Source organism: Qipengyuania sp. ASV99, from assembly GCF_047872805.1.
Classification (GTDB): Bacteria; Pseudomonadota; Alphaproteobacteria; order Sphingomonadales; family Sphingomonadaceae; genus Erythrobacter.
Genome location: NZ_JBLQUK010000014.1, coordinates 1 through 14,291, shown reverse-complemented (window position 1 = coordinate 14,291; position 14,291 = coordinate 1). Strand labels below are relative to the sequence as shown.

14 protein-coding genes are annotated in these 14,291 nt (G+C 60.9%); 12 read left to right on the top strand and 2 right to left on the bottom strand.

Annotated elements, in window-relative coordinates; genetic code table 11:
- The first annotated feature begins 681 nt into the window (after positions 1 to 681).
- The 12 genes from ACM64M_RS13145 to ACM64M_RS13090 all read left to right on the top strand — a co-directional run bounded on the left by ACM64M_RS13145 (position 682) and on the right by ACM64M_RS13090 (position 12,277).
- On the top strand, positions 682 to 2,202 hold the full coding sequence (locus ACM64M_RS13145) for a hypothetical protein (protein ID WP_416229163.1): 1,521 nt from the start codon (positions 682 to 684) through the stop codon (positions 2,200 to 2,202).
- On the top strand, positions 2,199 to 4,976 hold the full coding sequence (locus tag ACM64M_RS13140; protein WP_416229162.1) for a hypothetical protein: 2,778 nt from the start codon (positions 2,199 to 2,201) through the stop codon (positions 4,974 to 4,976). The genes ACM64M_RS13145 and ACM64M_RS13140 overlap by 4 nt, the downstream gene beginning before the upstream one ends.
- Positions 4,976 to 6,400 (top strand): S8 family peptidase, encoded by a 1,425-nt coding sequence (locus ACM64M_RS13135; RefSeq protein ID WP_416229161.1) that lies wholly within the window; start codon positions 4,976 to 4,978, stop codon positions 6,398 to 6,400. Before ACM64M_RS13140 ends, ACM64M_RS13135 begins: the two co-directional genes overlap by 1 nt.
- 228 nt (positions 6,401 to 6,628) lie before the next feature.
- Complete coding sequence (locus ACM64M_RS13130) at positions 6,629 to 7,243, top strand: outer membrane protein (RefSeq protein WP_416229160.1); 615 nt, start codon at positions 6,629 to 6,631, stop codon at positions 7,241 to 7,243.
- A 66-nt stretch (positions 7,244 to 7,309) separates the two neighbouring features.
- Positions 7,310 to 8,239, top strand: a complete 930-nt coding sequence (locus tag ACM64M_RS13125; RefSeq protein ID WP_416229159.1) for a cupin domain-containing protein — start codon at positions 7,310 to 7,312, stop codon at positions 8,237 to 8,239.
- 118 nt (positions 8,240 to 8,357) lie between these two features.
- On the top strand, positions 8,358 to 8,900 hold the full coding sequence (locus tag ACM64M_RS13120; protein ID WP_416229158.1) for a carboxymuconolactone decarboxylase family protein: 543 nt from the start codon (positions 8,358 to 8,360) through the stop codon (positions 8,898 to 8,900).
- A gap of 40 nt (positions 8,901 to 8,940) precedes the next feature.
- On the top strand, positions 8,941 to 9,423 hold the full coding sequence (locus ACM64M_RS13115; protein WP_416229157.1) for a YHS domain-containing (seleno)protein: 483 nt from the start codon (positions 8,941 to 8,943) through the stop codon (positions 9,421 to 9,423).
- Between the two features lie 97 nt (positions 9,424 to 9,520).
- On the top strand, positions 9,521 to 9,910 hold the full coding sequence (locus tag ACM64M_RS13110) for a VOC family protein (protein WP_416229156.1): 390 nt from the start codon (positions 9,521 to 9,523) through the stop codon (positions 9,908 to 9,910).
- A 15-nt stretch (positions 9,911 to 9,925) separates the two neighbouring features.
- Positions 9,926 to 10,333 (top strand): MAPEG family protein, encoded by a 408-nt coding sequence (locus ACM64M_RS13105; protein WP_416229155.1) that lies wholly within the window; start codon positions 9,926 to 9,928, stop codon positions 10,331 to 10,333.
- Positions 10,334 to 10,482: 149 nt separating this feature from the next.
- Positions 10,483 to 10,974, top strand: coding sequence for a uracil-DNA glycosylase family protein (locus ACM64M_RS13100; protein ID WP_416229154.1), 492 nt, complete (start codon positions 10,483 to 10,485; stop codon positions 10,972 to 10,974).
- Positions 10,975 to 10,991: 17 nt separating this feature from the next.
- Positions 10,992 to 11,582, top strand: coding sequence for a hypothetical protein (locus ACM64M_RS13095; protein WP_416229153.1), 591 nt, complete (start codon positions 10,992 to 10,994; stop codon positions 11,580 to 11,582).
- On the top strand, positions 11,576 to 12,277 hold the full coding sequence (locus ACM64M_RS13090) for a family 16 glycoside hydrolase (RefSeq protein WP_416229152.1): 702 nt from the start codon (positions 11,576 to 11,578) through the stop codon (positions 12,275 to 12,277). The genes ACM64M_RS13095 and ACM64M_RS13090 overlap by 7 nt, the downstream gene beginning before the upstream one ends.
- 32 nt (positions 12,278 to 12,309) lie before the next feature.
- Here the strand turns inward: ACM64M_RS13090 and ACM64M_RS13085 are convergent, their stop codons facing one another.
- Entirely contained in the window at positions 12,310 to 12,954 is a 645-nt protein-coding gene (locus ACM64M_RS13085) for a hypothetical protein (RefSeq protein ID WP_416229151.1), read from the bottom strand.
- Positions 12,954 to 14,291: S8 family serine peptidase (locus tag ACM64M_RS13080; RefSeq protein ID WP_416229150.1), on the bottom strand; the 1,338-nt coding region annotated here is incomplete at its 5' end. The genes ACM64M_RS13080 and ACM64M_RS13085, both read right to left, overlap by 1 nt.

Below are 14,291 nucleotides of genomic sequence, written 5' to 3'. Positions count from 1 at the left end.
TCGGTGCAGGCGCGATTCCGCCTGATCTGGATAGCGATTGCCGCAGCAGCCGGGTTGGCAGTTCCCAACCCCGCCGCGGCGCAAACGAGGGCGTTGGAGAATGCGCAGAGCACCGTCTCGCAATCTTTGACGAAGGATGAAGAGGAATGGATCGCGACGCGGGTAGATGAGGCGCTTCCCGAATTGACGCAGATCATTGATCGAGGGGGCGATCCGTGTATTCGCCTCGCCCAGGCTGGGGATCTTTTGAATTCGCTGCAACAAGCTGTCTCAGAAAATCAAAGAGCATTCGTCGCATTTCAATTCAATCAGAGTTTTAAGCCCCAATTGGATAGTTTGCGTAGGGCATGTGCTCTCTTGCCGGTTGGTCCAACAGCAGACCTATCCCGATCTATCGATCCGACAATCGACGCTTCGGGCTTTTCCGTCGCGGCTCGGTCGAATCCAATAATTACGCCTTGCCCTTCTTCTTATGCTGAGGAACTTCAGCGGCTTGAGCAAAATCTGAAGGAATTGCAGATTGAGCAGGCTGGGCTGCCTGATCGTTTTAGGACCGAACTCCAGCGAATGCTAACCGACGATCCGTTTGCGTCTGAGCAACGGATATCGGCGATACTTGGCGAGGTTGCGCAACGGGAAAGAAATGCCGAGTTTTTCTTGCTCCAGCGAATAGCACTTGCCGTGCGAGAAATCGCGGAATTGAAGGCGCGCTGCGGTCCCAAAGATGCGGTTGGTGCAGCCACAGCGGGCCGGTTCGTATTGGATCTTGCGCTTCCTCTGGCCAGCGACAGCACCACTTTCTGCACGTTCCGAGATGGCAATGTGGTTTTTACGCCTGTGTTCGTCACGCCTGATTCCGGCCCTGTAACAACGCCTGCTGAAACCCCGCAGCCCAGCAGCCCTCCGACCAGAGAACCGCCCACGGCACCGCCTCCTTTGGGCGGAACGCCATCAGGCGAGGTCGACCCGTGCGAACAACTTCGCCGATTGCGTCAGGAACGGGCTGAGCTGCTCAGAATTCAGCAACTTATTGCCAAAGCACGCGAAAGCGGAGCCCCGATCGATGCTGACGTTGCCAGCAAATCCATCCTGCGTGCCGAGGAAATTCAGCTTGAGGAGGCGCGGCTGGTAGACCTTTGCAATCCGCCGCCAGAAACACCTGCCGCTACACCGCCGCCGATAGATCCCGAAGACCCCGTTGACGAATTGCCGCCCCGTGCACCTCCTGCACAGCCGCCATTGGCAGGTGGGGTGCCAACTGGTGAGAGCGATCCATGCGAACAACTTCGCCGGGTACGCGAGGAGCAGGAAGAATTGCGCAAGATTCGCATACTCATCGAACAGGCCAGCGCCGCCAGCGCCCCACTCGATGCAGAAGTGGTGCGCCGGACCTATAATCGTACCGATGAACTTCGTTTGGAAGAAGCGCGGTTGGTCAAGCTTTGCAAACCGCCAAATTTGCCTGGACCTGCGCCGTCGCCGACAGATCCGGAAGATCCGATCAGCGAAACGCCGCCCGCGCTGCCTTCCAATATATTCGTAAAGGCGACTTCCAATGCGCTCGATCAGGGGGCGCGGGCACAGGAAACCGCTGGGCAAGTGATCCGCCTGTTCGCGCCCGAACAGATCGACGTCGCGCTGCCAACGCCAGGTGGGGGCGAACAGCAGGCGCAGCGTTCGCAGCAAGGCCATGATTCCGATCCCCTTCAGGCGGTGACCGACAGCAATGGCGACGCACAGCTGACGGCGGGTCTGCTGGATTTCTTCGGCAACCCGGACCCCACGCATCACGGCGGTTTCGACATCGAAGTGACGATTGACGTGACCGGCCATACCAGCATCAACCTGATTGCTCCGCGAGACAGCGCTATACTTCAAGACACCCTAGCTGGCTTTGGTCTCGACGATTACACGGTGGGAGTCGATCAGATCGGCGATTATCAGGTCGGCACTCTGGTCTATCCCACGGACCTTGATGAGCTGATCCGGGGTTACATCGAGCACGCCCTTCCCGGCGCACAGGTCGAGGACAATCTGTGCCGCATCAAGGAACCGGCTGCGGTGACCGAATACCATGCGTGCAAGCTGGGCGAACGCGCGCCGCCGCCCGGTGCGCGGTTGCTTACTCCGCCCGATCCGCGCGAGGGACTGCCGGGTGCCGCGCTCAGCTTGAATGAATCAGCAGACTGGGGGCAACCATGATCCAATCACGCATGACCCTTCGCCGATCCGGATGGCTTGCTGCCTCGGCAATAGCGGTCGCATCCTTGTGGGCCAGCCCGGCCTTGGCGCAGGGCCAGCCCGCGCCGCTGCCCGCCGATGTGATCGAGCGCGAGGCCAGCGCCATCGACCGCGCACTGGGCGCAGCCGGGATCGCCGACCTTCAGGATATTATCGCCCGCGCTCAGGTGCTTGCCGAGATGGCAGAGCGCTGCAAGACGATGGAGTGTCCCCAGTTTCAGACCTGCGAAGACGCGCGCCAGCTGGAACGCGATGTTGGCATCATGATCGGCTTGCTCGAAACGCAGCAGCGTTATCTCGAATTGGCGAACCGCGATATTCTTGCGCATTTCAGCAATCTGGTGGCGAACGAATCCACCACGGGCGCGCAGCAAGCGGCATTGATCGAAGCGATAGCGGTGCAGGATGCGCTGATCCGGTTCTCCGATTCGCTCGCACAGATCGCAACCGTCATCGGTTCGGTGCAAAGCCTGGCCAGCGGAGACAGCAGCCGCGCGGACAAATTGCTGAGCGCGTTCAAGCTGGGGCTGATAGCCGAACAATTGCGCGGGCTGGAGGTAAGCGATTCAGCGGCGGTCACTGGCTCTCTTGGCGGAGCACTGACCAAGGTCGAGGCGGCCGAGGCCGCGCTGCGGCAGGCTGCGACCAGCGCTCAGTCCGCCATCGCGGCGCAAGGCATCAATGTCACCGCGCGCGCACCAACCGCCGCGCAGGCGCTGCGCGGCAGCGTTATCGGATTTTCAGGTTCGGGTCCGGCTCCAAGAGCCACCAGCTCGCTGGCGGATGCGGGCGAGATCGTTCAGCAATTGCTTTCGACATATGCCAAGGGACAACTGGCCGAACGTCAGCAAAGGCTTGCCGATCTGATCCAGCAATCGGGTAGCGAGGCAGCCGTGCGCGGCCAGGCCTTCATCGCGCTGCAAAAGGTTCAGGACCGGCGTTTTGCCACCATTGATGCCTTGGCCGCCCTGCGCGGTGTGCAGGCTGATTTGATTGGCTGCATGTTGCGGGCCAATTGCGGGCCCGGTTCGCGGGAACCTGTCTCTGCTGGGTTGCCCGACTTTACCTATCAATTACCCGATGGCAGTCGGCGTGAAAGCTGGGGCCGCGCGCTGACTGTCTTGCTGGAGCGAGTGGAGCAGATGCGGCCTTTGCTGAAACCGGTTGGACTGATCGATGATTGCCCGCAAGACGATGATGCGGCGCTGACATTTCCCGAAACCGGACTGACCTTTGCTTTCGACAGCACAACGTTCTGCACCTTCACCGAAGCCAATCCGCTGTTCATTCCGTTTTTCCTGCCGCTGGAAGAACCAGTGCCTCCGCCTTCTGGAGAAGGACCACCGGTCGGTGAAGTGCCGCCGCCAAGCGAGCCACCGGGCGAAGATCCCGGTCCTGCGGGTGAGCCGGGTGAGCGGATCTTCCGCGAGCGCCCATTCCCCTCGGCCCCGCTGCCGGAGGATTTGCCGCCTTGCGAGCAGCTAGACCTGCTGGGGCAAGCGATCGAAAAGGAATATAAGGACGCCGCCAACGAGAATTATTCTCCGCAAGATCGGCTGGCGGCTTTGAACCGGGCCGAGGAACTGGAGGCGCGGGTTCGTCAGATCGCTGAGGAATGTCTGCCCAAACCGCCTCCCGAGCAGGGAGAAGAAGAGCAGCCCCCCAGCGGCGGCCCCTTCCGCGAAATGCCGTTCCCCTCCGCCCCGATCCCTGAAGACCTGCCTCCGTGCGAGGAATTCAATTTGCTTCGAGATGGCCTCGAAAAGGAGGTCCGCGACGCCATGAATCCTGCCTTCAGCCCAGAGGACCGACGTGCGGCGAAGGCGCGGGCAGATGCGCTGGAAATGCGATTGGACGAAGTGTTCCCCGAATGTCAGCGCACGCGGGAACGCCCCTTTCCCACCGGCGAAGAACCGCCTGATCCCGGAGAACCTGTCCCAGAGCCTGAACCGCGGCCTCAGCCCGTCACGCCGCCGGTTATCGTCAATGTGAAGGCTACCTCGGATGCCATCGCGCGCGGCAGTGACGCCAGCGAACTGGGCGGTCAGGTGGTCCGCCTTTTTGCCCCTTCGCAGCTCGCGCAAGCTCTACCCACCCCCGGCGGCGCGCGTCCGCAGGACGATCACGCCGCCGATCCGGTGCAGGCGGTGACCGACCGCAATGGCGATGCGCAATTATCGGTGCCTTCGGATATTCGGCTTCCCGGGTCAGGCAGAATTGGTTTGGCCTATGACGAGGCGGGGCAAGAAGCTTGCACTCCAACAACCAAGGTCAGCCAGCGCCTCCGGTTCAATTTCGATGCCTCGCGCGAATGCGACAGCGGCGTCACCTTGGGCGGCCGCATCCGTGTGGAATATGATGCGACCCCGCAAGACAGCGTCAATGTGCTCGCTGAAAGGCCCGAACATCTGGCCGGCGTATTGTCACGCGAAGCGCTCTTCGGGCGGTTTTCGGACTTTGGGACGATTGGTGGTTTTACCTTCGGTACGCTGATGTTCGACAAGGATCAGGGCGAGCGGATCACCGCGCAATTGCGGCTCGAATTTCCGTTCCTGTTGATCGAGCCAAACCTGTGCCGGATCAAGGAACCGGCGGCGGTCACCGAATACCATGCCTGCAAGCTGGGCGACCGCGTCCCGCCTGCGGGTGCGCGGGTGCTCACTCCGCCCGATCCGCACGAAGAACTGCCCGGAACCGCGCTCGATCTGGCGCAATTTCACGAGGAGCACGAATGATGAGCCGGTTGAACATGCGAGCCGCCCTTGCTGCTGCGATGATGGCGCTGTTGACGCTGGCCGGTCAGGCACAGGCGCAAGTCCCCGCCGATCCTTTCATGGCCAGCAACGGCACCTGGCAGCAGGATTATCCCGACAGTTGGTGGGCCGATCGCGTCGGGTTGGGCAGCGGCCCGCAGTCGGCATGGCGGCAACTGCCAGCGAATCCCGCGCCGGTGATTGTCGCGGTGATCGATTCCGGTCTCGACTGGAACCATCTGGACGTCGACTGGAATGCACTTTGGACCAATCCCGGCGAGATCGCCGACAACGGCGTTGATGATGACGGCAATGGTTATGTCGACGACATGATCGGCTGGAACTTTCTCGACAATTCAAACCAGCCTTGGGACCATGACGGGCACGGCACCTTTGTCACCGGACAGATTTCCGCTGGCTGGAACAATGGCGTGGGCGTTGCCGGAGTGAACCCGCATGCGCGGATCATGGTGCTGCGCGCGCTCAACACCTTTGGCAACACCCGCGCCTCGTATCTCGCGCGGGCGATTGTCTATGCAGCGGACAATGGCGCACGCATCATCAATATGTCGGTTGGCGGCCCGGGCCTGACCGAGGTGGAGCGCGAGGCGCTGCGCTATGCAACCGAAAAAGGCGTGTTGATCGTGGTCGCTGCGGGCAATGACGGCCAGCCGGTCGAAGGTTTCGGGCTGGCCAGCTCTGAACAGGTTATCACGGTGGGGGCCGCTGGGCTTGACGATCTGCGCGCGCCTTTTTCGAATTACGGTTCGGCCATCGACTTGCTGGCACCGGGGGTCGATATCCTCTCGCTGCGCGCGCGGCGGACCGATACCTTGCGCGACATACCGGGTGCCAACTACACTCCGGGCGCGGCCTATGTCGGTGAGGATCGCCGCTATTACCGCGCCTCTGGCACCAGCTTTGCCGCGCCAATTGTAACCGGCATCGCGTCGCTGCTGTTGTCGGCTCGGCCTGAGCTTACGCCTGCGCAGCTCCGCAATATCCTGATTTCAACGGCGCGCGATGTTGGCATTCCGGGTGTCGACCAGTTCAGCGGCTATGGCATGGTCAATGCGGCAGCGGCGTTGCAGGCCGAACCTGACAGCTTTGTCACCGCTGCGATCAGCGGCGTAGAGGTGGTCCAGACCGCCGAAGGCACCGGCGTTGCTGTCAACGGCAGTGTGGCCGCGGACCGGCTTTCGGCTGCCTATGTCGAGATCGGGGCGGGCGAAGATCCGCAGCAATGGACGCGGGTGATCGACCCTGTCGCTGCCAATCCTGGCGGGCGGCTTGGGATTGTTCCGGCGGAGCGTTTCCGCGGCTCTGCGGTGTGGATTATTCGCCTCGTCGTGATTGGAGCGAATGGCCAGCAGCGCGAGGCGCGGTTCCGTTTATCCTTGGGATGATAGCGGCTTTCGGAACCAATCTGGAAGATCATCAGGCTGGTCTCGTTTAGCCCTTGCGATCAGCGTGCACTTGCAGTCTGCAGGTGCCGGCCCAGGCGAATGACTTGCGCATCGTCCCATTTTCTTTGCGTCAAATCCCAATATCCACCCATAGAATTGTCATCGCGTCCAACTTTCCTAGGTGCGCGGTTGCGCTGATCTTGGGCGCTGATCAATAAAGGAATGGACATGAATACCCGTTTTGGTGCGATCCTGATTGCGCCGCTTGCCATCATCACGCTGTCATCACCGGCGCAGGCCGAACAGTTCGAAGGCCCATTTGTCGGCGCAGCCGCCGGATACAATCGCGACGAAATCGGCCCGCAACTGGGTGACGGTGCCGCGCTGCCCGATGAATTGACCGCAGATGCGGCCTATTTCCAGCTATTTGCCGGATACGATCACGCAGTCGCGCCCAAGGTCCGGCTGGGCGTGGAGGCAGCCATCGGCATTGGTGCAGAGGATGAATTACAACTGCAGGACACCTCCGGGTCGATCAAACTCGATCCCGAATATTCGTTCGAATTCACCGCCCGCGCCGGTTATCTTGTCAGCGATAAGGCGCTCGTTTATCTTCGCGGCGGGTATCAGAACAGCCGCGTCGAAGCGACTTTGATCGAGACCGGTTCGCCCACCGTGCGCGACGCAGACAATGCCGATGGGTGGCTGGCAGGCGGGGGCCTGGAATATGGCTTTGGCGATGCCATCCGCACCCGCGTCGAATATCGTTACAGTGATCTGGGTTCCGGCGGCGCAAGCTGGGACCGGCATCAGGTGCTGGCGGGAATTCTCTACAACTTCTAAGCATGATGCGGGGCCGGTGCGCGGCATCGGTCCCGTCCTTGCCAAAATTAACCGGGAGCAGCGCCGATGGACCTTTTGAGCGATATTCTTGATTCGCTCGCCCTTCAGGGGCAGTTCTATTTCAGAACCTGTTTCAACAGCCCGTGGTCCATCGGGGTTCCGGATTATGCCGCTGCGATCCGGTTTCACTTTGCGGTGCAGGGTGAATGTTACGTGCGCGCTGGCGACGATGATCCGATCCATCTCAGGCAAGGCGATCTGGTGCTGGTGCCTTGCGGCGCGGCACATGTGTTGTCCGACACGCCCGAACGGAGGCCCGTTGGCCTTGAAACGGTCATGCAAGACAATGGCTATACCGGTAATGGCACCTTTATCGTGGGCGACGGATGTGAGCGCGCTGCCACGCAATTGATGTGCGGACATTTCACCTTTGCCGAGGGCGGGGACCACCCGCTGCTGCGCTCGCTACCCGCTATGATCCATCTCAGCGCCGGTATGCGCAGCGCGTCGTTCTGGCTGGATGAAGCGCTGCGGTTGATGGCAAGGCAGATGGCAGACGACAATCCGGGCTCCATCGCGGTCGTCCGGCGGATGTCGGAGATCATCTTTATCGAAACCATCCGGTCATGTTCGGCGCAGTCCGAGCAATTGAGCGGGTTGATGGAGGCTTTGGCCGATCCAAAGATTTCCCGTGCGATCCAGGCCATGCACCGCGATGTCGCCACGCATTGGACCGTCGACACTCTGGCGGGCGAGGCGGCCATGTCACGCAGCCGGTTTGCCGCGCGGTTTCAGGAATTGGTCGGCTGCGGCCCGCTGACCTATCTTGCGGAATGGCGGTTGCAGAAAGCCTGCGCGATGCTGCGCGAGGGACGCCTGTCGGTGCAAGAGGTCGCCGGGCGAATCGGATACCAGTCACCCGCCGCCTTCACCCGCGCTTTCACCAATATGTTTGGCGAAACCCCGACAGGATTCCGCATGCGAATGGCGGCTTGATTTTGCATATCGTCCTATTGGATTAACCCATAATCCCAATATATAGCCGGTATATTGCCCTTTCGTCCCATTGGTAGCATCTCCGCCGCGTTCACAACGCAAACACGGAGACACTTCCATGCAACGAATTTCCGCAATCCCGGCCGACACCGCAGACGCAGCGGTGGCTCCCTTGTTCACAGCTATCCGTCAAAAGATGGGCGGCGTGCCCAACATCATGGCAACGATGGCCGCATCGCCCGCCGCGCTTCAGGCTTATCTGGGTCTGAGCGAGGCGCTATCTGGTGGTCGGTTCACCGCCGGGCAGCGCGAATTGATCGCTTTGGCAGCGGCTGGCGAAAACAGCTGCGACTATTGTGCATCGGCGCATACGGCGCTGGGCAAGATGGCAGGTCTCGACGAAGCCGACATGCAGACCGTCGTTGCAGGCGGCGAACTGGCCGATGCCAAGGGCGCTTTGGTGACCATGGTGCGCAAGATCGTCAGCCAGCGCGGCGTCATCAGTGACGGTGAAATCGAAGCCTTTTTCCGTGCCGGGTTCGATGAAGGTCACCTCGCAGAGCTCATCGCCGTGACCGCGATGAACATCTTCACCAATTATTTCAACCACATCGCTGCAACCGAAATCGATTTCCCGGTTGTTTCGACCAAGGCTGCCTGAACAGTCACTTTCTCAACCCCAACATTATTGGAGTAAAATCATGAAGAAGCCGATTATTGCCGCGCTGATTGCGGCGCAGCTTGTTAGTTTTGCATCGCCGGCACTGGCCGTCGAAGAAAACAATGTGTCAAACGGACTTACCGCTGCCGGTGCCCCGCTGGGCCTGCACGGGGTCGATCCTGTCGCTTTCGTCACGCTGGGCAACCGCATCGAAGGCACTGCAAAATTCACCGCAGTGCATGAAGGCGTCGCCTATTACTTTACCTCGCAGGAAAACCTCGATGCGTTCCAGGCCACTCCCGGCCGGTTCACGCCTCAAAATGGCGGCTACTGCACGTTCGGCGTTTCGGTCGGCAAGAAATTCGACGGTGACCCGCGTTACGCCGCTGTCGTCGATGGTAAGCTTTACGTGTTCCTCAACGAGGACATTCTGAAAGCCTTCCAGAAGGATGAAGCCGGAACGATCCGCAAGGCAGCAGCCAATTGGCGCCAGATCCGCAGCACGGCTGCCGCAGAACTTTGATGCGGTAGCCCGGATGGCGGCGGCTTCGCAGCCGGTCCTCCGCTTCCCCCTAAGGCCGCGCGGAGCTGCCGCCATCCATCTAACAGGGAAAAATCCAATGAACACACTCGACCATATCAGCCTTGGCGTTCCGTCGATCGAAACCGCCCGGCAATTTTACGATCCCGCAATGGAGGCGCTTGGCCTGTCCTGCATGGCAGCCAATGAAGCCTTTGCTGCCTATGGCAAAGGCGCGGTGCAGTTCCTGCTGATGATACCCACTGACGGTGAGGAATATACGCGCGGCAACGGCACCCATGTTGCCTTTCGCGCCGAAGCGACGGCCGCTGTCGATCAATTCCATGCGGTCGCCATACAGCATGGCGGGGTCTGCGCTGGCGAACCGGGGCCGCGTCCCGATTACCCTGCCAGCGATGTCTACACCGCCTTCGTCCGCGACCCATTCGGGCACAAACTCGAAGCGATCCACAACGGTTTCGCAGCCTAAGAAAGGGCACAAGATATGGAACAGGCATATTACTTTTTGGCCCTGTCGGGGGTGTTCACCGTCCTGATGTGGGTTCCCTACATCCTCTCGCGCCTATTCGTGTGGGGAATCGGGGACTTTCTGAACAATTACCCTGATCGCTTTCCAGCAGTCGAACCCGAACCCCCGCTTTGGGCTCAGCGGGTCAAGCGTGCGCATCTCAACATGGTCGAAACGCTCCCGGCATTTGTGGCGGTGATCGTGGCGGCAGGGTTTCTGCCGGACCGGGTTGACGCAGGCTTTGTCGGCCAGTGCGCGATGGTGTTCTATTACGCCCGCGTCGTCCATTACATCGTCTATTCGCTTGGTATCCCGTATCTGCGCACGCCGAGCTATCTGGTGTCTTGGGCTGCAATTCTCGCAATTGGTATCCAATTGACTTGAAGGTAGCACGCAAAGGAGCGAACCCGATGATCACAGCGGCAGGCCTGAACGATAGCGAATTGCTGAGTGCAATACGGAAGTGTACGCAGTGTCAGGATCTGCCGCTTGGTCCCCGGCCCATATTGCAATGGGATCGTGCTGCACCGATCTTGATTGCCGGCCAGGCCCCGGGAAGCCGCACCCATGCCAAGGGCATTCCGTTCGACGATCCGTCGGGTGATCGGTTGCGCGATTGGCTGGGAGTGGAGCGCGACACATTTTATGATTCTGCGGCCTTTGCGATTGTGCCGATGGCATTCTGCTTTCCCGGCAGCGGAAAGAGCGGCGATCTGCCACCGCCGCCGATTTGCGCGAATTTGTGGCGCGATGCATTGTTGTCGCGGATGCAGAACCTTCAACTCACGATCATCGTCGGGCAATATGCCGCCGCCTGGCATTTTTCCGGTGGCAAGGAGACGCTGACCAACCGGGTTTTGCGTTGGCGGGAGACCCTGCCGAAGTCTGTCACTTTGCCGCACCCCAGCCCGCGCAACCGCATGTGGCTGACCCGCAACCCATGGTTTGAACGGGACCTGATCCCGCAATTGCAGGCGCGCGTCGTTGCGGTTCTTAAGGCTGGCGGGCGTGTCAGTAACCCATAGCAATACGGACGCGAATAATGGCTGAAGAAACCTTGGAAACTGTGCGGCAGGTTTTGATGCAACCGGTAAAAGAAAACTGCAGGCCTGCGCCGCAAGTCACATTCATCGCACTGGAATCGGTGCCTCGCACCGATCTTATGGCCCATATGCGAGATCCGCGAATTGCGCGCCATCTGCCCTTGTTAAGGGCGCAATGGGATGACGCCGTGCTCACCCGGTTTCTGTCCGATAAGGCAGCGGCGTGGGCGCGCGATGGTCTGGGCCATTGGGCGATCATGATTGACGGCGCCTATGCAGGATGGGGCGGCTTTCAAAAAGAGGGGCCAGACTGGGACTATGGTCTGGTGCTGCGCGCCGAGTTCTTTTCCCTAGGTATGGTCATCACTCGCGCCGCTTGCGCTTGGCTGGTGCACAACACGTCCATCCGCGACGCGAGTGTGTTGCTGCCATTGTCGCGCTCACCGCGCGCATTGGCACGCATTGGAGCGCGCCGCGCGGGCGAGGCGGACTATGACGGAATTCGTTTTGCCAGATGGGCCTTGCCGGTTCAGGAGTTGGCAAACGCTGCGAGGATCCTGGCAACATTTAGAGGAAAGACAGAATGTTGAAACTGCCCGTAACTCTTGCGCTTGCGTTTCTCGTTCAGACCGCGGCGCTGGCTGATCCGCCATCGCCGGAAGCCATCGGCGTGATCTTCGAGCCCGCTGAACACCAGGGTCGGTCAGCGCTACGCGTCGAACTGTCGGATGAAGAACAAGCTGCTCAACTGGCCGGGGCTGGCGGAAACCGCCCGACATTTGCCCTGTTCGATTTCCCCTTCGCCAATGGCGTGATCGAAGTCGATGTGGCGGCGGAAATCAACGGGCGTGGGGGCAGGGATGCGCGAGGCTTTGCAGGCATTGCTTTCCACGTGTCAGCAGATGGTGAGCAATTCGAAGCGGTCTATCTGCGGATGGCCAATGGCACTGCCAACGACCCATTGCCACCCTCGCCGCGCAACGCGCGAGCGGTGCAATATGTGGCGCATCCGGGTTTTCATTTCGCCGATTCACGCGCGTTGCGTCCGGATCACTACGAACAGCCCGCAAATGTGGCTCTTGGTACATGGCACCGCTTAAGGTTGCACATTCGGGGTTCGGCACTGCAAGCCTTTGTCGATGATGCTTTGGTGTTGTCGATTGATGACTTGCGCCAACCGGACGTGACCGGACCGATTGGCCTATGGGTTGGTGACGGATCGCGCGCCCATTTCGCCAACCTTACGATCAGCGACGAAGCGGCCTTGCCAATCGTCAACGAATGACGAAACAACTGCGCGTCCGCTAGAACGTGGAATTAGCGTCGTTGCGCCGCAGCGGATTGCCGTGCGCGGCGTGCAAGCGCGGTCAGCCGTGCGGTTGTTGCCGCTGGTCCGGTAAGCGCCGCGACCAGTTCGATGCTGGTGTTTGTGCCGCGCAGATAATTGATGGACGTGCGGCGGACATAATGGCCCAGCTCGGGCGCATAATCCCATCCCCGCCTCTCAATCAGCCGCATTGTGGTGGTTGAGTAGCGGTCGCAAAGGACCGGGACTGCCGCAAAAGTTCCCGCCTGAACCGTGATCGACTTTTCCCGATTCGTCTTGCAAACCCACAGGCTGACCGAGCGCTTTGCATTGGCCATGGGCGAGGTTCGCGTTTCGGTGATTGCACGGAAACGCACGGTTTTTGGCTGAGTCATCGGCCACAGCCGTTCCGGATTGCCGCGCACTTCGCGCATGCCTGTGCCGCGTCCCCGGCGCCAGGCAAGGATCGGAACGAAGAAACTGCGGCTGCGTTCGTAGCTGGTACCAGTCAGTCCCGACCAGGTGATCCGATCATCTTCAGCTGCGACAACCCGTTCGACCCTCCCGTTTGAAAAAACGAAGGCGTCACCGGGATTATAGGCGGGTGCGGTGCTCAGTCCGGGCAGCACCAGTGCGGCAGCAAACAGCGCGAACATCAGTCACGTTCCCCGATAAAGCCCGCGCCATAAATCGGGTCGCGCCCGCGCGGCCCAAGGTCAAGCGCCTGCGCCTCCAGGCTGCGGATGGCCCGCTGCGCAGCGGTGGCATCGGGGCGCTGCAATTGCCCGGCCAGCCGAGCTGCAATCACCGGGGCAGCAAATGACGTGCCGGTTGCATCGCGCACCGCCCCCTGCGCATCGATGGCAGTCACTGCAACGCCGCGTGCCGAGAAGTCGACATGATCGCCGCGATTGGCATAGCGATAGACCCGCGAAGAGGCATCGACGGCCGTCACGCCTACCACCCCACTGTAAGCACCGGGAAACACCGGGGGCGCAGCCGGCCCATCATTCCCCGCGGCGGCGACAATTATGTGACCTTGCCGAGCGACCCTTGCAACCGCGCCAGCGACCGCGGGATTACGCGGCCCGGACAGGCTGACATTGATGACCGGCACACCCTGCGCGGCCATCCAGTCAAGCGCACGGATCAAGGCATGGCTGGACCCGGAGGTCGCGCGTGGCCCGCTGAAAATGTCGGCGATATGGATTTTCGTGGGGCGAGCAGAATTGCTGCGGGTTCCGGCGATCAAATGTGCAACGGCCGTACCATGCAAGCGCGGCTGGGGGTTCCTGCCGTTGAAAGCGCGCTGGTTCAGAGTGACGTGGCGAAAATACGAAAGGCTGGATGCGACGCCCGTATCGATCAGACCGATCTCGCAGCCGCAGGCAGACCGTTGCGGGACCGCTGTGCCGCGCGCGCGGCTGGTTCTGACAGAGCTGGAATCAAACAAATGGTTTAGGCCGATGGTATCTGGATCAGCCATGGCAGAAAGCGCATCCAGTGCGTTTTCATCGGAGAGCTGGGCCGGGCCGCGCAGCAGGTGGAGCGTGCTATCGAGACTGGCCAATTGATCGGTGGAAAGCACTTCGAACCCGGTTTCGCGCAGTTCGGAGAGGTCTTCTTCGGTTAGGTCGAGAGCAATAAACTCGCTCCGGCGATAGCGGAAGCCATCACGGTCAGTGTCCACTTCGTCGCGATCGTCCAATTCTTCGCGCGCGGCTTCGTCTTCCACCTCGGCAAATTCCCAGCTACCGGTGCTGTCGTCGGAATCGGCATCCAGTTCTTCGCCCGCACCGCCGCCAACCTCATCGCCGCCAGCGTCGTCACCACCAGCGTCGTCACCACCAGCGTCGTCACCACCAGCGTCGTCACCACCAGCGTCGTCATCGCCGCCACCCGCGTCATCGCCGCCTGCGTCGTCATCGCCGCCCGCGTCGTCATCGCCGCCCGCGTCGTCATCGCCGCCCGCGTCGTCATCGCCGCCCGCGTC

Excerpts from the sequence above, each read along its gene's own strand:
- ACM64M_RS13125 (WP_416229159.1), top strand. The coding sequence starts at position 7,310 with ATGGACCTTTTGAGCGATATTCTTGATTCGCTCGCCCTTCAGGGGCAG.
- ACM64M_RS13110 (WP_416229156.1), top strand. The coding sequence starts at position 9,521 with ATGAACACACTCGACCATATCAGCCTTGGCGTTCCGTCGATCGAAACC.
- ACM64M_RS13130 (WP_416229160.1), top strand. The coding sequence starts at position 6,629 with ATGAATACCCGTTTTGGTGCGATCCTGATTGCGCCGCTTGCCATCATC.
- ACM64M_RS13105 (WP_416229155.1), top strand. The coding sequence starts at position 9,926 with ATGGAACAGGCATATTACTTTTTGGCCCTGTCGGGGGTGTTCACCGTC.
- ACM64M_RS13140 (WP_416229162.1), top strand. The coding sequence starts at position 2,199 with ATGATCCAATCACGCATGACCCTTCGCCGATCCGGATGGCTTGCTGCC.
- ACM64M_RS13120 (WP_416229158.1), top strand. The coding sequence starts at position 8,358 with ATGCAACGAATTTCCGCAATCCCGGCCGACACCGCAGACGCAGCGGTG.
- ACM64M_RS13095 (WP_416229153.1), top strand. The coding sequence starts at position 10,992 with ATGGCTGAAGAAACCTTGGAAACTGTGCGGCAGGTTTTGATGCAACCG.
- ACM64M_RS13090 (WP_416229152.1), top strand. The coding sequence starts at position 11,576 with ATGTTGAAACTGCCCGTAACTCTTGCGCTTGCGTTTCTCGTTCAGACC.
- ACM64M_RS13135 (WP_416229161.1), top strand. The coding sequence starts at position 4,976 with ATGAGCCGGTTGAACATGCGAGCCGCCCTTGCTGCTGCGATGATGGCG.
- ACM64M_RS13085 (WP_416229151.1), bottom strand. The coding sequence starts at position 12,954 with ATGTTCGCGCTGTTTGCTGCCGCACTGGTGCTGCCCGGACTGAGCACC.
- ACM64M_RS13115 (WP_416229157.1), top strand. The coding sequence starts at position 8,941 with ATGAAGAAGCCGATTATTGCCGCGCTGATTGCGGCGCAGCTTGTTAGT.